This window comes from Rhodospirillales bacterium, from assembly GCA_023898765.1.
Taxonomy (GTDB): Bacteria; Pseudomonadota; Alphaproteobacteria; order Micavibrionales; family Micavibrionaceae.
Window position 1 is genome coordinate 1,138,997 of sequence record CP060238.1, and the last position, 17,220, is coordinate 1,156,216.

14 protein-coding genes and 2 tRNA genes are annotated in these 17,220 nt (G+C 54.0%); 10 read left to right on the plus strand and 6 right to left on the minus strand.

The genetic code is table 11. The annotated features are described in order from the left end of the window. Positions 1 to 3: 3 nt before the first annotated feature. Both H6853_05560 and H6853_05565 read right to left on the minus strand, forming a co-directional pair. Positions 4 to 555, minus strand: coding sequence for a disulfide bond formation protein B (locus tag H6853_05560; protein USO03016.1), 552 nt, complete (start codon positions 553 to 555; stop codon positions 4 to 6). 29 nt (positions 556 to 584) lie between these two features. Continuing rightward, positions 585 to 1,205 (minus strand): exopolysaccharide biosynthesis protein, encoded by a 621-nt coding sequence (locus H6853_05565; GenBank protein USO03017.1) that lies wholly within the window; start codon positions 1,203 to 1,205, stop codon positions 585 to 587. A gap of 77 nt (positions 1,206 to 1,282) precedes the next feature. On the opposite strand from H6853_05565, the gene H6853_05570 reads away from it, so the two are divergent. Then, positions 1,283 to 1,369 (plus strand) — tRNA-Leu (locus tag H6853_05570). 175 nt (positions 1,370 to 1,544) lie between these two features. Here H6853_05570 and H6853_05575 read toward each other — a convergent pair. After that, a complete protein-coding gene (locus tag H6853_05575) occupies positions 1,545 to 1,814 on the minus strand; it encodes a DUF2892 domain-containing protein (protein USO03018.1) in 270 nt (89 codons plus the stop codon). A 185-nt stretch (positions 1,815 to 1,999) separates the two neighbouring features. Here H6853_05575 and H6853_05580 point away from each other — a divergent pair, with 185 nt between their 5' ends. Continuing rightward, a complete protein-coding gene (locus tag H6853_05580; GenBank protein USO03019.1) occupies positions 2,000 to 2,431 on the plus strand; it encodes a hypothetical protein in 432 nt (143 codons plus the stop codon). An 11-nt stretch (positions 2,432 to 2,442) separates the two neighbouring features. Here H6853_05580 and uvrA read toward each other — a convergent pair whose 3' ends face one another. Then, positions 2,443 to 5,382, minus strand: coding sequence for an excinuclease ABC subunit UvrA (gene uvrA, locus H6853_05585; GenBank protein USO03020.1), 2,940 nt, complete (start codon positions 5,380 to 5,382; stop codon positions 2,443 to 2,445). A gap of 46 nt (positions 5,383 to 5,428) precedes the next feature. Then, the gene (locus H6853_05590; GenBank protein ID USO03021.1) at positions 5,429 to 5,704 is read right to left on the minus strand and encodes a hypothetical protein; all 276 of its coding nucleotides are present in this window, start codon (positions 5,702 to 5,704) and stop codon (positions 5,429 to 5,431) included. Between the two features lie 436 nt (positions 5,705 to 6,140). Between H6853_05590 and ssb the strand changes: the two genes are divergently transcribed. The 6 genes from ssb to H6853_05620 all read left to right on the plus strand — a co-directional run bounded on the left by ssb (position 6,141) and on the right by H6853_05620 (position 12,842). Further along, on the plus strand, positions 6,141 to 6,614 hold the full coding sequence (gene ssb / locus H6853_05595) for a single-stranded DNA-binding protein (GenBank protein USO03022.1): 474 nt from the start codon (positions 6,141 to 6,143) through the stop codon (positions 6,612 to 6,614). Positions 6,615 to 6,686: 72 nt separating this feature from the next. Next, complete coding sequence (locus H6853_05600; GenBank protein ID USO03023.1) at positions 6,687 to 7,181, plus strand: DUF2059 domain-containing protein; 495 nt, start codon at positions 6,687 to 6,689, stop codon at positions 7,179 to 7,181. Positions 7,182 to 7,199: 18 nt separating this feature from the next. After that, positions 7,200 to 9,896 (plus strand): DNA gyrase subunit A, encoded by a 2,697-nt coding sequence (gyrA, locus tag H6853_05605; protein USO03024.1) that lies wholly within the window; start codon positions 7,200 to 7,202, stop codon positions 9,894 to 9,896. 565 nt (positions 9,897 to 10,461) lie between these two features. After that, entirely contained in the window at positions 10,462 to 10,965 is a 504-nt protein-coding gene (gene coaD / locus H6853_05610; GenBank protein ID USO03025.1) for a pantetheine-phosphate adenylyltransferase, read from the plus strand. A 76-nt stretch (positions 10,966 to 11,041) separates the two neighbouring features. Then, positions 11,042 to 11,117: transfer RNA gene (locus H6853_05615), tRNA-Lys, on the plus strand. Between the two features lie 138 nt (positions 11,118 to 11,255). Further along, the gene (locus tag H6853_05620) at positions 11,256 to 12,842 is read left to right on the plus strand and encodes a hypothetical protein (protein USO03026.1); all 1,587 of its coding nucleotides are present in this window, start codon (positions 11,256 to 11,258) and stop codon (positions 12,840 to 12,842) included. Here H6853_05620 and H6853_05625 read toward each other — a convergent pair. Next, a complete protein-coding gene (locus H6853_05625) occupies positions 12,839 to 14,557 on the minus strand; it encodes a sulfotransferase (protein ID USO03027.1) in 1,719 nt (572 codons plus the stop codon). The genes H6853_05620 and H6853_05625 overlap by 4 nt on opposite strands. Positions 14,558 to 14,724: 167 nt before the next feature. Between H6853_05625 and H6853_05630 the strand changes: the two genes are divergently transcribed. Continuing rightward, positions 14,725 to 16,230, plus strand: a complete 1,506-nt coding sequence (locus tag H6853_05630; protein ID USO04613.1) for a glycine--tRNA ligase — start codon at positions 14,725 to 14,727, stop codon at positions 16,228 to 16,230. Further along, positions 16,220 to 17,191, plus strand: coding sequence for a cysteine synthase A (gene cysK, locus H6853_05635; protein USO03028.1), 972 nt, complete (start codon positions 16,220 to 16,222; stop codon positions 17,189 to 17,191). The genes H6853_05630 and cysK overlap by 11 nt, the downstream gene beginning before the upstream one ends. Positions 17,192 to 17,220 lie beyond the last annotated feature (29 nt).

Genomic DNA, 17,220 nt, shown 5'->3' on the forward strand with positions numbered 1-17,220 from the left:
AGCCTAAACACCGCAGGCTTTTTTCGCGGCGCGGTCGGCTTTGGCTTTGCGCCAGATGGCCGTGCCCGACAGCAGGCAGAGCGCAAACAGTCCGAAGCAGAAAGCGGCATTGTAATTTGCCATGGACAGGCCAAAAACCGGGTCGAGCCAGGAGGGCTCGTCGCAGCGGACGGCTTCCGTCCGGGCTTCGATTGTGGCCAGGACGTCGGTGATGCTGCCCTCGAGTTCCGGCACGGCGCAACCTTCCAGGTGGGAGCGCCACCAGTGCTGCTCGATCCCGGAATGATAAAAGGCCAGCGCGCTATTGGCCAGAAAGACAAAGCCGGAGAGGATTATAAAAAAGGCGGCGCCCAGTTTGCATTTTGGAGCTGTGAGGAACCCGGTCAGGCCCAGCGCAATGACAAGCGCGTAGGGGATGCGCTGATACAGGCACAGGATGCAGGGCTCCAGCCCGAAAATATATTGCGCCGTAAAGGCCATGCTGAGGGCGAAGGCCGAAATCGCGGCCAGTCCGAAAGTCATGAGCTGCGCATTGAGGAAAATATTTTTAATCATGTTAAACGCGCTCCGGCTTTAAAAGAGATTTAAAAAAACGATTTGATAAAGTCTTTTACCAGATCAGCCCCTTCCAGTCCAAGGAAGATGAAAACGCTTGCCAGAAGCGCGATCCACGCTATGCCGATGAATGCGCCGGCCAGAACGGACAGCCCGTCGCGCATTAAAATGCCGATGGACATCAGGGCGATTCCCATGCTGGGCACCGTATTGGTCAGGGGGATGGGAATGCAAACGGCCAGCGCCATGATAAAATTTATAAATCCGATGAGTCTGGAGGCGCCGTTTTGTGTGAGCCATCCCATGCGGGGCTGGATAAAAATCTCCAGGCGCAGGACCCACGGCAGGGCGGCGTCGATCATGTTCTCGAGGGTTTCGCGGCGGACGGTTTTTTTCTTGAGGCTCTCGGGCAGCCAGACGGTATGGGAGCCAAAGGCCTGCTGCAGCGTCAGGAGCAAAAGGGGCACGGCAATCAGCGTGTTGATGCCCAGCGCCGGTAAAGGCAACGCCGCAGGCAGGGCGACCAGAAAGACAAAAAAGCCGAGCCCCCGTTCGTGAAAGGCTTCCAAAACCTCTCCGACAGAGACGGTTTCGCTGGAAATTCCGGCTTTTAAATCGTTTAAAAGCTGTGAAAGGAGGCGCGGTGTCATAAAAGGCTTTTACCCTCTTGAGTTTTTGCTGACAACTCATTACTGATAAACGTCTCCAGTTACCGGACACGAAATATGCGGGTGTGGTGAAATTGGTAGACGCGCCAGACTCAAAATCTGGTGTCCGCAAGGACGTGCCGGTTCGACTCCGGCCACCCGCACCATCCGTCTTCGCTTACGCTACGACGTGATTTATCGCGGCGAAGCGTTAGAGAAGCGGATGTCACGCCGTAGCTGCGAAGCAGCATAGGCGGACGGGGACAGACCCAGCTTCTGGGCGCACCGGTATCTTTCCGTGTGCAGGATATTTGTCTTGATTTGACCTGATTTGGTCCGGTCTTACTCTTCTTTTTTTTCGTCCGCTTTTTCAGGCGCGTCTTCGGATTTGCAATGGCCGCAGCATCCGGTGCCGCAAGGGCTTTTGCCGATGAGGGTATAAAGCGGGCAAAAAGACAGGAGCGACGTCGCCAGCATGACAATGGCCACGATCAGGGCAATGACGCCTGCCGTGCCCTCGATCATTCCCATGGCGTAAAGTCCGCCGAGGACAAGGGCAAGGCCGAAGCGGGCGAGGCGCTCCATTTTTCCGACATTTTTTTCGAATTTCATTTTATCTCTCCGAAGATCAAGGGGTAAAAATCCACACCAGTATATGGGGATTCATTCGCAAAGAACAGGGGGAAGGTTACGCCGGTCTTTTTTACGTTTTTAATTTATGTTTGAAAAAAACAAAGGGTTTTGGATTTAGAACCGTATCAGGGGGGATTGAAACAAGAGAAAGAAGAAAAATGACTATGCCTTTTGTATGGAAACGTTTTGTCTTTTTGACAGCCTCTTTGGCCGTGCTTGTCGTGACCGGTTTTTCCGGTGAGGCGGAAGCGGCCGGAAAAAAGGATGAATATTGCCGCGAATATGTGCGGACAATTACCATTGGAAACCGGACGGAAGAGGGATACGGCACGGCCTGCCTGCAGCCCGACGGTTCGTGGGAAATCCGGAATGAATATCAGCAGCCGGTTTTTTCCCCCGCGCCGCAGCGGATTCAGACGGTGATCGAAAAAGAAGTCGTTTACGTGAATCCGCGCTATTATCCCCGGCGCGTCTTTTACCGGGAAAAACCGCATGACCGGTATAAGCACCGTTCCCGTTACCAAAACACGCATTTTCACAAAAACCGGCATGACAAAGACAGGGACGGCGGTTTGTATATCAGGTTCTTATATTAAAGGGCGGCGCGTCAGGCGCGTTTGCGGGCCGGTGCTGTCTTCAGGATAGGGGCAAGAAACCGGCCCGTATAGCTTTCCTTTGTGGCGGCGATATCTTCCGGGGTGCCGGAGGCGATGATTTTTCCGCCTTTATGCCCGCCTTCGGGGCCGATATCAAGGATATGGTCGGCGGTTTTAATCACCTCCAGATTATGTTCGATCACGATGATGCTATTGCCCTGGTCCACCAGCTTGTGCAGCACTTCAAGGAGTTTGCGCACATCTTCGAAATGCAGGCCCGTCGTCGGTTCGTCCAGTATATACAACGTCTTGCCGGTGGATCTTTTGCTGAGTTCTTTGGAGAGTTTTACGCGCTGGGCTTCCCCGCCGGAGAGGGTCGTGGCGGGTTGCCCCACTTTGATGTAGGTCAGGCCCACGTCTTTAAGGGTTTCCATCTTGTCGCGTATGGACGGGACGGCCTTGAAAAATGCGGCGGCGTCTTCGACTGTCATGTCAAGAATATCGGCTATCGTTTTGTTTTTATATTTAACTTCCAGCGTTTCGCGGTTGTAGCGTTTGCCCTTGCAGGTTTCGCATGTCACATAAATGTCGGGCAGGAAATGCATTTCGATCTTGATGAGCCCGTCGCCTTTGCAGGATTCGCAGCGCCCGCCCTTGACGTTGAAGGAGAAGCGTCCGGGGCCGTACCCCCGGGCCTTGGATTCCGGCAGGCCCGCAAACCATTCCCGGATGGGGGTGAAGGCGCCCGTATAGGTGGCCGGGTTGGAGCGCGGCGTGCGGCCGATGGGGGACTGGTCGATATCGATCACCTTGTCCAGGAATTCGAGCCCCCGGATCTCTTTGAACGGCAAGGGGGCTTCGCGGCTTTTCATGAGTTTCTGACTCACGGCCCTGTAAAGCGTATCGATCGTAAAGGTGGATTTTCCGCTGCCGGAGACGCCTGTGATGCAGGTGAAGGTGCCCAGCGGAATCTCCCCGGTGACGTTTTGGAGATTGTTGCCGCTTGCGCCGCTCAGTGTAAGGCGCTGCCCCTTCTTTCCCTTGCGGCGTTTGGCGGGGAGGGGGATGGTTTTCCTGCCGCTGAGATATTGGGCGGTCAGGCTTTCTTTTGACTTGATGACCTCCTGCGGCGTTCCTTCGGCGACGATTTCGCCGCCATGCACGCCCGCGCCGGGGCCCATATCGATGAGGTGATCGGCGGAGCGGATGGCGTCTTCGTCGTGCTCCACCACCAAAACGGTATTGCCCAGGTCGCGCAGACGCTTGAGGGTTTCCAGCAGGCGGTTGTTGTCGCGCTGGTGCAGGCCGATGGAGGGCTCGTCCAGCACATACAAAACGCCCGTCAGGCCGGAGCCGATCTGCGAGGCCAGACGGATGCGCTGGCTTTCTCCGCCGGACAGGCTTGCCGACGCGCGCGCGAGGGTCAGATAGTCCAGCCCGACATTCATCAGGAAGGTCAGGCGTTCGTTGATTTCCCTGAGGATGCGCTCGCCGATTTCAAACTGCTGTTTTGTTAATTTTCCCTTGCTTGTCATCCCGAGCGTAGTCGAGGGATCTTTTTTGCCGGCACTTTGTGAAGATCCCTCCATGCGCTTCGCTTGGTCGGGATGACAAAGTGATTGAAACCACGCATAAGCCTCTTCAATCGACATGTCGGCGGCCTCGCCGATATGTTTCCCGTCGATTTTAACGGCCAGCGCTTCCGGCTTCAAACGCTGGTTTTTGCAGGATTCGCAAGGGGAGCCGGTCTGGTAGCGGGCCAGATCTTCCCGCACGGAGGGGCTGTCTGTTTCCATCAGACGCCGCTCTAAAGACGGGATAACCCCTTCGAACGGTTTGTTGCTTTTCCATGTGCTTTCGGATTTGCTGTGATAGGTGATCGGAATGACCTCGTCGCCGGAGCCGTAAAGGATCGCGTCCTTGTGCTCCTGCCGGAGCTTTTCCCATGGCGTTGTTGTTTTGAAATTGTAATGTTTTGCAACGGCTTCCATGGCCTGCATGTAAAAGGGCGCGAAGTTTTTGGACCATGGTTCGACTGCGCCCTGCGCGATGGATTTCGTGATATCCGGCACCACCAGTGCCGGGTCGAGAATCTGTTTGACGCCCAGCCCGTCACAGTCGGGGCAGGCGCCGTGCGGGGAGTTGAAGGAAAAAAGGCGCGGTTCGATTTCCGCAATGGTGAATCCGCTCACGGGGCAGGCGAATTTTTCGGAAAAGATCGTCTGCTGCCCGCTCTGCGCATTTTCTGCGATACATAATCCGTCCGCCAGTTTCAGGGCCGTTTCGACGGAATCGGCGAGGCGTCCGGTGATGTCCTCCCGAATGACCAGCCGGTCTACCACGACTTCGATATCGTGTTTGAGTTTCTTGTTGAGGGGCGGGATATCTTCGATTTCATAAAGCGTGCCGTCCACTTTCACGCGCTGGAACCCTTTGGCCTGTAATTCCTTGAATTCTTTCCGGTATTCCCCCTTGCGTCCGCGCACGATCGGGGCGAGGAGGTAGAGCTTCGTTTCCGTGCCCATCTCCATGATCCGGTCGACGATCTGGCTGACCGTCTGGCTTTCGATGGGCTTGCCGGTGGCGGGGGAATAGGGGATGCCCACCCGCGCCCAGAGCAGGCGCATGTAATCGTAAATTTCCGTGACGGTTCCGACGGTGGAACGCGGATTCTTGGAGGTCGTTTTTTGTTCGATGGAAATGGCGGGGGAGAGCCCTTCGATGGAATCGACATCCGGCTTGGCCATCATTTCCAGGAATTGCCGGGCATAGGCGGACAGGCTCTCGACATAGCGCCGCTGTCCCTCGGCATAGATGGTGTCGAACGCCAGCGAGGATTTGCCGGAGCCGGACAGACCCGTAATAACGATAAGCCTGTCGCGCGGCATATCGATGTTCAGGTCTTTCAGGTTATGTTCCCGCGCCCCGCGGACAGAAATCGTTTTCAACATACGTTCTGTATATGTTCTCTTTTACCAAAACGCCAGTAAAAAAAAGTCAAAGCCCCAGAACTGTTTTGGCAAGCGGCGCGCGGTCCAGTTCGTTCATAAAGCCGTCAATCTCGCCTGTTTCCAGAATTTGTGTGGCTTGCGCCTGGGCAAGCTGTACAAATCCTTGTTCCTGCGGCGCCATGCCGATCGTTCGGGCTGCCGCCAGAGCAACGGATTGATTTGTAACCGGGGCCGGAACGCCGTTTGTTCCCACGGCGTGCGCCAGTTGGCTGATCTGGGATAAAATGAGAAGAAAAAGACCTAATTCCAGAAAGAATTTCACGCTTGTTGCCCCGTTTTTTTTTTTTGAGGGGCTGATTAAATGGTACAGCCCCCTTTTTTAATACGATCTGCCCTAACCTTTATTATGACAATATTATGTAAACCCAAGGTAAAAACTGTCTAAAATTCTAAATAACCTCGACTATGGAGAAGAGACGAATAGTCCTGTCATTCCGAGCGAAGGGCCGCGCAAGCGGCCTGAAGCCGAGGAATCTTCGTCGTTTGATATATTCAGGATCCCTCGACTTCGCTCGGGATGACATTTAAAATACGGATATAGAATGATAGTTATCCGTAGTTCAGGCTAAATAAATGAGGGAAGGAACGAAAAAGCGGGAACCTGTGCAAGTCCGGTGTTCATAAACGCCAATGTTTGTTTGCAATGCGCGCGGGGCGGGCTATAGTGGCGCTTCAGATCACATGAGAGGAGTTGGAACGTGGCCGGCAGTGTAAACAAAGTTATTCTTGTTGGAAATTTGGGGGCGGAGCCTGATGTGCGCACGATGCAATCGGGGGACAAGGTGGTGAACCTGTCCGTGGCGACGTCCGAGACGTGGAAAGATAAAGACACCGGGGAGCGCAAGGAAAAAACCGAGTGGCACCGCGTGGTGATTTTTAACAAGGGGCTGGTGAATGTCGCGGAAAGCTATCTTCACAAAGGCTCCAAAGTCTATATCGAAGGGCAGCTTGAAACGCGCAGCTGGGAGCAGGACGGGCAGAAAAAATATACGACGGAGATCGTGCTGCGTCCTTTCCGCAGCGAGCTGACTATGCTGGATTCCAAAGGGGCTTCGGGCGGCAGTTTCGGGGAAAGCGCACAAGGCGGTTATGTGCCGGCCAATCAGGGGGGCGCGGCGCCTGCCGCTTCTCCTGCGCCGGTGGACGAGCTTGAGGACGATATCCCCTTTTAGGGCGGTCTGTAAAAAGATATAAACGAAACGGCCTGCGGGAAAGCGGGCGTCTGGACAACAGGGAATGAAAACATGAAACAGCTTCTGATTCTTTTGGGTTTTTTGGTTTTGGCGGCGCCTGCTTTTGCGCAGGATGCGCCGGAAGAAGAAAAGGCGGCGCAGGCGCAGGAAAAGCCTGTCCTTGATCCCGATTTTGAGCAGCGTCTTAACCTTGCGGAAAAAATGCACGATATCTGGCCGATCCGGCCCAGGGTTGAGGATGCGCTTGATATGACCGCGGAGAGCCTGCCGGAGGCTGAAAGGGCGGAATTCAAGGCGCATATGCGCAAAGTGATTAAATACGACCAGCTCGAAGAAGAATCGATTGAGGCTATGGCCAGAATCTACACGGTAGAGGAGCTTCAGGCGATGCTTGACTTCTACAGCTCCAAGGAAGGGCGTTCCGTTTCCGCCAAAACAAGCGAGTATATGGAGGCGCTGGAGCCTGCCATTATCAAGATGCTGGACGGGGCCCTGATGAGTGTGCGCACAGGCAGTTCGCCGGACGGATTTTATCAGCAGCAGTAGCAGAATCAGAGACAGAGTATGACCGACACTTCCGAAAATATTATTCCCGGCGTTCCGACCGTTACGATTGAATCGGAAATGAAGCAATCCTATCTGGATTACGCGATGAGTGTGATCGTGAGCCGGGCCCTGCCGGATGCGCGTGACGGGCTGAAACCCGTTCACCGCCGGATTTTCTACGCCATGCGCGAAGGGGGGTATACCTCCGACAAGGCGTACCGGAAATCGGCGAGGATTGTCGGGGATGTCATGGGTAAATATCACCCGCATGGCGATCAGGCGATTTACGATTCCCTGGTCAGGATGGCGCAGGATTTTTCCCTGCGCCTGCCTTTGATTGACGGTCAGGGGAACTTCGGCTCGATGGACGGCGATCCGCCGGCCGCCATGCGGTATACCGAATCCCGTCTGGACAAGGCCGCTGAATTTCTTCTGGTGGATATTGACAAGGAAACGGTCGATTTTCATCCAAACTATGACGACACGACGCTGGAGCCGGAAGTGCTTCCCACGCGCATTCCCAATCTTCTGGTGAACGGGGCGGGGGGAATTGCCGTGGGGATGGCCACCAATATCCCGCCGCATAATCTGGGGGAGGTGGTGGACGGCTGCCTGGCCTATATCGACAATCCGGATATAACGAGCGAAGATCTTATCGAGATTATTCCCGGGCCGGACTTTCCGACGGGCGCGCAGGTTTTGGGGCGCATGGGGGCTTATAACGCCTATACAACGGGGCACGGTTCCGTGACGATGCGGGCCAAATCCTCTTTCGAGGAAAAGGAAAACGGCCGTGAATCGATCGTCTTCCACGAAATTCCCTATCAGGTGAACAAAGGGAAATTGCTGGAGCGTCTGGGGGAAGTCGCCCGCGAAAAAATCGTGGAAGATATTACCGCCGTCCGGGACGAATCCGACCGGGAGGGCGTGCGGATTGTCGTCGATCTCAAAAAGGGCGCGGTATCGGATGTTGTCCTGAACCAGCTTTTCAAGCATACGCTTTTGCAGACTTCTTTTGGCTGCAACATGGTGGCGCTGGATCACGGCCGTCCGCAGATCATGGTGCTGAAGGAGTTTATTTCGGCTTTTGTAAAGTTTCGGGAAGAGGTCATCACCCGCCGCACGGTTTATGAACTGAGAAAAGCGCGGGAGAGGGCCCATGTCTTGGCCGGTCTGGCCGTGGCCGTGGCCAATATTGACGAAGTGATTGCGTTGATCCGCAAAGCCAAGACGCCTTTGGAGGCCAAGGAAGCTTTGCTCGCCAGGAAATGGCCGGCCGGGGATGTCGCGCCGCTGATTGAACTGATTGACGATCCGGAACATACGCTCGATGCCAAGGGCGCCTACCGCATGTCGGAAACGCAGGCCAAGGCGATACTGGACCTCAAACTCCACCGCCTGACGGGGCTGGAGCGGGAGAAAATCGGCGAGGAACTGAAAGCCATCACGGATTCCATCGCCGAATATCTGGCCATTCTCGCGGACCGTGAAAAGATGCTGGATGTCTTGCGGGAAGAATTGGCCGAAGTGAAGGAAAAATTCGGGACTCCCCGCCGCACCGAACTGGTGGATGCGGAGTTCGAAGCGGATGTCGAATCCCTGATTCAGCGCGAGGACATGGTCGTGACCATCACGCATGGCGGCTATATCAAACGCGTGCCGCTGGATACGTACCGGGCGCAAAAACGCGGCGGAAAGGGGCGGACCGGGACCGCGCTGAAGGACGAGGATTTCGTCTCCGACCTTTTTGTCGCTTCCACCCATACGCCGATTATCTTTTTCACCTCGCGCGGGATTGCCCACAAGCTGAAGGTCTGGCAATTGCCGCTGGCGTCTCCGCAAAGCCGCGGGAAGGCGCTGATTAATCTTTTGCCGCTGGAAAAAGACGAAAATGTCTCCGTTTATTTGCGCGTGCCGGAGGATGAAGATGTCTGGGACAAACTGGACGTCATGTTTGCGACCTCGCACGGCTCCGTCCGGCGGAACAAGCTGACGGACTTCCAGAGCATCCGCAAAAACGGCCTGATTGCGATGAAGCTGGATGACGGGGAAAGCCTTGTGTCCGTCAAAATTTGCGCCCCCGATGAAGATATTCTTCTGGCAAGCAAAAAAGGGAAAGCGATCCGTTTCCCCGTGACGGATATTCGCGTTTTTGCCGGACGCACCTCAAAAGGCGTGCGCGGTATCAAAATGGTTCAGAAAGGGGACGAACTCATTTCCATGTCCGTTTTGAAGCATGTGGATGCGACGGCCGAGGAGCGCACGGCGTATCTCAAAGCGGCGAACGCGCTGCGCGGGGCTGATGAGGAAGGCGTGGAATATGAAGCCGGGGATACGGAACTCTCGGAAGAGCGTTTCAAAGAGCTTCAGGAGAAAGAACAATTTCTGTTGACCGCCTCCAGCGGCGGCTTTGGAAAGCGGACCTCTTCTTACGAGTACCGGATTTCCGGTCGCGGCGGGCAGGGGGTCACCAATATGGGCCTGACCAGGAAAAACGGCGGCGAGATCGTGGCCACTTTCCCCGTGACGGATGCGCACCAGTTGATGCTGACGTCCGATCAGGGCCAGCTTATCCGTATTCCCGTCTCTAATGTCCGCTTCACGGGGCGCGGTGCGCAGGGCGTCACGCTCTTCAAAGTGGACAAGGACGAAAAGGTCGTGTCCGTCGCCTGGCTTATCCAGGAAGATGAGGAGGATGAGGAAGCGGACGTATAGGCAGCGCCGGATTCTCGCCTGCGCGGGAATGACGCTTCAGGGGGCTGGGTTTTTTTATCTTTGGTCAAAGCGCTCATCCCTTGGGCCGGTTCCATCCTGTCATTTCCGAGCGCAGCGAAGAATCTCCGGGAAACATTGAGATCCTTCGCCTTCGGCTCAGGATGACAAAGCGGGCCATGCTCGGCCTGATCGCAGAATGCTCTGTCCTCTCGTTTCAACTGAAAACCTTTACAAAATAGGTATTTTTTCCTATAATAGATTTTATGTTTTTCTATATCCAACATCATCCCCCGTCATTGCGAGGAGCTTTAGCGACGACCTGTCCGCCGAAGCCCATAGGGCGAAGGTGGAAGCAATCCAGAGCCATTTGGAAAGCTTCTGGATTGCCGCGCTCCTTTCAGTCGCTCGCAATGACGAAAAATTCTAACCCCTTGAAAAACAAAGAAAGCAGGGGAAAGCGTTTCCGCCATTTTTGCAAACGAACTGAGTGTTCCGGCATTACGGTAAATGCCGGGCGGGCTATAAACCCTTTGCGCCTTGGCGTTCTGGCGGTTAAAAGATTGTTATGAGTGAAAAACCCCGCATCGGCATCTATCCCGGCACGTTTGACCCGATCACCAAGGGCCATCTGCATATCATCAAGCGGGCCAGCAAGCTCGTGGACCGCTTGATTGTCGGCGTGGCGGATAACGCGCATAAAAAGCCGCTTTTTTCGCATGCGGAGCGTCTGGCGCTGGTGCGGCAGGATATCGAGAACCTGCCGGAAAAACATTGCGAGATCGAGGTGCGGGAAGTGGACACGCTGCTGGTTCATTTTGCGCGGGAAAACGGCGCTTCCTTCATTTTCCGGGGGCTGCGCGCGGTGTCTGACTTCGATTACGAGTTCCAGATGACGGGGATGAATGCCCGGATCGCGCCGGATATCGAGACGATTTTCCTGATGGCGGCTGATCGCTGGCAGTTTGTGTCGGCCTCTTTTGTGAAGGAAATTCATGCGCTGGGCGGGGATATGAGCGAATGCGTGACGCCTGCCGTGCTGGAGGCGCTAAAAGCCAAACAAGGTAAATGAAACAACGCAAAACAAAACTTGACGTGAGGCCCCTAGATTCATATGTTCCTCAGGTTCTTAAGGCGTTTCGCCATATGACCGCTTAGCTCAGCTGGTAGAGCAACTGACTTTTAATCAGTAGGTCGAGGGTTCAAATCCCTCAGCGGTCACCATATTTTTCAAATTCCCATTTTTTCCAAAAGTTATCCCAAGCCGTTGGTTTGTTAAGCTTTTGTTATCCTTTTGGTAACGGAAATACCATAGAATGATAAATTGGTGGGCTTTGTGCCCGCGTTACAGAAGGATTCTGTATGAGTGGTGCCATTGGAAATGTTCTGAGCGGCACGGCGCAGAAGCAGTTAATTGCGCTGCAAAAGACGGCTCGGATTGTAGATTCCGTCCAGCTTCGGCTGGCGACGGGGTTGCGCGTCAACTCGGCTTTGGACAACCCCCAAAACTTTTTTACGGCGCGGGCTTTGAGCAATCGGGCAAGTGATTTGTTTGCGCTTCTGGACGGTATCGGACAGAGTGTTCGTACCGTGCAGGAAGCGGTGCACGGGGTTGAATCGATTGAAAGATTGCTGACGCAGGCAGAGGCCGTTGCGCTGGATAAAAAAGTAAAGATCGAAAACGGGGAGACGATTGTCAGCAACTATGAAGTCATCAAGGACAGCAGCCCTCCGCCGTTGAGCGCCCAGATTATGGCCGGCAGTCCGGACGCCTACTGGCGTCTCAATGACACAGGTCCCGGCCAGGCGATCAATCTGGGGCTTGGGGGGGCGGCTTTGGATTCGGATTATACGGGCGGCACGGTGAAAGGCGCCCCGGCGCTCTATAATAACGGTGGCGACGTTTCTGCGGATTTTGACGGTATTAATGACCGTATTCGTGTCCCGGACAGTCCTTTGATTAATACGGCCGTGACGGCCGCGCGCACGGTTGAACTTGTTTTTAACGCGGATACGGTCGCCGGGCGGCAGGTTTTGTATGAAGAAGGGGCGGGGGTAAACGGTTTTACAATCTATATAGATAACGGAAGTCTTTATGTCACGGGAGAGGACGATCAGGGCGCGGAGCGCTGGATAGACGCCAATATCAATGCGCCGATCGTGGCCGGACAGACCTATCATGCCGCTTTTGTCTTTAATCAGCCGGACAACAGCTTCACGGGGTATATTGACGGGGTTGATATCGGGTCTGTCGGGGTTGCGAACGGGATATTTCCCGAGCATAGCGGTGATATCGGAATTGGCGGCATGAATGGCGGCGTTCAGTTTCATGACGGCGAGGGGGCTGGGGGGAACGGGTATAATTTTGACGGGCGGATTTCGGATGTTGCTGTTTATAATCGCGCTTTATCGGAGAAAGAGCTTTTAAGACACGCGGAATCGCTCAATGCCACCACGACGACACAGATTCATAACAACGAATTTCAGCCAATTTGGGAACAGATCGACCGGTTTTCCACGGATGCGCATTATCGCGGGATCAATCTGTTGCATGGCGACAATCTTGTTACGCGGTTTAATGAAAGCGGGCGAAGTATCCTGACCACGGAAGGGGTCGATTTTACGGTTGGCGCTTTTGGCATTCCGGACCATGATTTCGACGATCTTACAGATGTCGAGTTAATGATTGAGAAAATACGCGACGCCCTTGAAAAAGTTCGGCAATTTGGAAAGAAACTTACCAACGATCTTAGCATTATTCAAACGCGGGAGGCTTTCACCCGTGGAACGATCAATACGCTGCGAGGTGGAAGCGACGATTTGACGCTGGCGGATCAAAATGAAATGGGGGCGGAGCTTCTGGCGCTTCAAACACGCGAACAGATCCAGGTTTCCACCCTGTCTTTTACCTTCAAGAGCGGGTTTTCCATTCTGAGCGTTCTGACCTAGGAATCGTAACCAAAGGCTTTTATGTAGGGATCCAATACAGGCAGGACAGGCTCAAGATGCTTTTCATAGTTTTTCCAGCGGTAGCGCGCGCGGGTATAGAGTTTTTCGGTCACTTGCGCATAGCTTGCGGTTTTAACCTGTTTCCGGCGGGCCGTTTTGTCGAAGGCCAGAACGGCATCATCCCACGGGACCCCGATGAAGGAGAGAAGGGATTCCACCTCGCCCTGGAAATTCGTTACAACGTCTTCATAGCGAATGGTGTGAACGTTGAGCGGGAAAAGCGTCCGGTATTGCAGCCACAAATCCATCACATCGGCATAACACCGTGCGGTCCGTTCCAGGTCAAGGAACTGGATTGTGGCGGCGTTGTACCGGAAACGCTGCATAAAACAGCTTAAGACCGCATCGCAGGGATGGCGCAGGGCGAAGACGAAACGCGCATCGGGAAAGAGCCTGTGAATCAGGCCGCCGTAGCTTGTGTAAAGGGGGTTTTTGTCGACGAATATTTTTTTGTTCTCATAGCCTTTATAGCTGCGGTGTTGATCGAAATAGGCTGTCTGGAGCGCTTTGATTTCTTCTTCTTTTAAGGTGGAAAGGTTTTCAGGGCAGGGCGGTTTTTGTTCCAGAAGGCTGTATATCTTCTCCATCACCGGTTTTTCCTCGGCGACATATATGGAAGGATGGGAAGAGAGTATCTGGTCGAGCAAAGTCGTGCCGGACCGCGGAAAGCCCAGAATAAAACAGGGGGATGTTTGCGTTGGGTCCGGCGGCGGCGGGGGGCTCCAGTTTTTCACCCATTCCGCCGTAAATGTATATTTCATTTTCTTCAGGAAAGCCGGATAGAGGTTTTTGTTTATGGCCCGGGTTTCCGTGTCTTTCAGGCTGAGGGCATTCACGGTGAGGAACTCTTCAAAGGCTTTGTCCGGCTGGTTGTTCCTGTCGAAAAGCTGTCCGCGTTCGAAATGGATGTTGACGTCCTCGGTGTCTGTTTTCCCAAGCAACGAAATCGCTTGTTCGATCTCTCCCTTTTTGCGTGCCTGACGGGCCGCGATCAAAAGGGTTGTGGCGGAGCCGGGGATATTTTTTTGCGCCCTTTCAAGGATATCTTCAACGCGGTCCTTTTTTCTTAAGAAGTCGAACATGGTCGCAAGGCTGAAATAAGCCCCTTCATTTGCCGGATCTTCTTTTAAGGACTGCTCGAAATATTTTTCGGCCTCTTCGAATTTGTCCGCATGCCAGAGGAGTGTCCCCAGATTGTTGAGGGCTTCGATAAATCCCGGTTCCAGCGCGATGGCCTTTTTGTAATGCTCTTCGGCTTCCTCCGTGCGCTGAAGGTCTTTGAGGAGGGTGGCAAAGTTATTGTGCGTTCTGGACAGGTCCGGATCGAGGGTCAGGGATTTTTCAAAATATTCCAGGGCCTGTGCGAGATCGTCCTGTTCATGGAAAATCCGGCCGAGGGCGTTATAGACTTTTGCCTGATCCGGGTCGATTTCGAGGGATTTTTGAAAGGCGTCTTTTGACTCTTCAGGCTTGTTTCTCTGCAAGAGGGCCATGCCCAGATTTGTCCAGCTTTTGGAATGGGCGGGGCTTATTTCCAGAACCTTCCGGAAGCCTTTTACAGCGTCTTCCGTCTTTCCCGACTGCAAATCCTGCACGGCTTTCAGGAAAATCGGCTTTGCGGGATCTTTGTCTGGATTGGAAGAAAGAGGGGTCATTTCCAGCCTATCATAAAGATTCTTTTACGCTGCGCAATCCGGCTGATTGAAGAGTTTATGGTAATTTATAACGCTTGAGATTCTGCCAGAATCCCTTATACCTGACAGGTCAGAAAAGAAAGGTAAAATCTATGCAACCTGCGGAGCAGATGGAAACGGAAGATCAGATCAAGGATATGAAAGATATCGTGGCGCTTTGTAAACGCCGCGGCTTTATCTTTTCGGCATCGGATATCTATGGCGGGATTAACGGGTTTTGGGATTACGGTCCGCTGGGCGTGGAATTGAAAAACAATCTGCGCGATTTATGGTGGAAGGCCATGGTCATCACGCCGCCGATCGGGCCGGACGGTCATCCGGTGCAGATTGTCGGACTCGACAGCGCCATCATTCAAAACCCGAAAGCCTGGGTGGCGTCGGGCCATGTGGGCGGCTTTTCCGATCCGATGGTGGATTGCAAGGAAACCAAGAAGCGCTACCGCGCGGATCACCTGATCGTTCTCCAGCCCAAAGATGGCGGGGATCACTGGATTGCCGTTCCGGAGGATGATGATGAATTTTTAGAGCGCCGTCTCCAGAAAACGGCCAAAGGGAAATCACTTTCGGATTTTAATCGGGTCAATCTGACAAAAATTGATTCGGGCGATTATCCGAAAATCCTGGCGCCTGAGGCCAAAGAGGCCGGCACCCTGACGGAGCCCAAAGAATTTAACCTGATGTTTGAAACCTATGTCGGGGCGACGGCGACAGAAGATCATAAAGCGTATTTGCGCCCCGAAACGGCGCAGGGGATTTTTCTGAATTACAAGAACGTGATGGATTCTTCCCGTGTGAAGATGCCTTTCGGCATTGCGCAGATCGGGAAGGCGTTCCGGAATGAAGTCAATCCGCGCAATTTCGTTTTCCGTTCCCGCGAGTTTGAACAAATGGAGATGGAATGGTTTTGTCATCCGGACGAAGCCAAAACATGGCGCCATTTCTGGTTTGAAGAGCGGCAGAAATTCTGGAAGGATCTGGGGCTGAGCGATGCGAATCTTCAGATGCGCGACCATGATTCCGACGAGCTGTCCCACTATGCAAAAGCGGGGCTGGGCACGGCCGACATTGAATACCGTTTTCCCTTCACCTATCCCGGTTTCGGGGAATTGGAGGGGATTGCGCACCGCTGCGATTTTGACCTGACCCAGCATCAGGAGCATTCCGGCACGAAGCTGGAATATATTGACCCCTCCCGTGATAACGAGCGTTATATTCCCCATGTCATTGAACCGGCTTCCGGTTTGACGCGCGGGGTGCTGGCGCTGATCTGTGAAGCCTACACGATTGACAAAAGCCGCCCCTCCGGCGTGTATCTGGATTTCAGCCCGAAAGTGGCGCCGAAAAAAGCGGCGGTTTTACCGCTCACCGCCAAGGGCGAGCATCCGGAAAAGGCGGAAAAACTTTACATGGCGCTGCGGGAGGAATTCCCGGTTGACCTTGATATCAAGCAGAATATCGGGAAGCGCTACGCGCGGCAGGATGAAATAGGCACGCCATTTTGCTTTACGATCGACGATGAGACGGTTTCGGACGATACGGTCACGGTTCGTGAACGCAACACGATGGCGCAGGAACGCATCCACATGGACCGGGTTCCCGAGTATTTGCAAAAGGAGATAAAAAATGCCGGATAAATCTCCTGTTGAATCCAGAGGCAGGATTTACGACAGCATTCTGGATACGGTCGGCGCGACGCCGCTGGTCAGGATTCCAAAGCTGGCGAAGGAAGAGAATCTTTGCGCGGAAGTTTTGCTGAAGCTGGAATTTTTTAATCCGCTGGCGTCGGTGAAGGACCGGATTGCCCTGTCCATGATCGAAGATGTCGAAGAAAAAGGGCAGATTACGCCGGGAAAAACAATCCTCATTGAGCCGACTTCCGGCAATACGGGGATCGGGCTGGCGTTCGTCGCGGCAGCGAAAGGTTACCGCCTCATTTTGACGATGCCCGAAAGCATGTCGGTGGAACGGCAGAAAATGCTCAGGCTTCTGGGGGCTGAGGTTATCCTGACGCCTGAAGATGACGGTATGGGCGGTGCGATCAAGAAGGCGGCGGAACTCGTGATTTCCATGCCGGACGCTTACATGGTCGGACAGTTTGACAATGAATCGAATACACGGACGCACCGCGAAACGACGGCGGAGGAAATCTGGAACGATTGCGGCGGAAAGCTCGACATTTTTGTGGCCGGTGTCGGAACGGGCGGCACGATAACAGGGGTTTCCGAAGTGCTGAAAGCGCGTTTGCCGGAACTGAAAACGGTTGCGGTCGAGCCGGAAGACAGTCCTGTCCTTTCCGGCGGGGAGGCTGGTCCCCACAAGATACAGGGAATCGGGGCGGGCTTTATTCCGCGCATTTTGAAACCCGCTTTCATTGACAGGATCATGCTGGCCGGGAACGACGAGGCGTTTGAAATGGCGCGGCGGGTGGCAAGGGTGGAAGGAATTCCTGTGGGCATTTCATCCGGCGCGGCGCTCTCGGCGGCACTTAAACTGGCAAAAGAGCCGGAAAATGAAGGCAAAAGGATCGTCGTGATGATTCCTTCTTTTGCGGAGCGTTACATTTCGACAGAATTGTTTGAAAATCCTGATGCGTGAACTTACCCGCCCGCATTATCAAGCGTTAG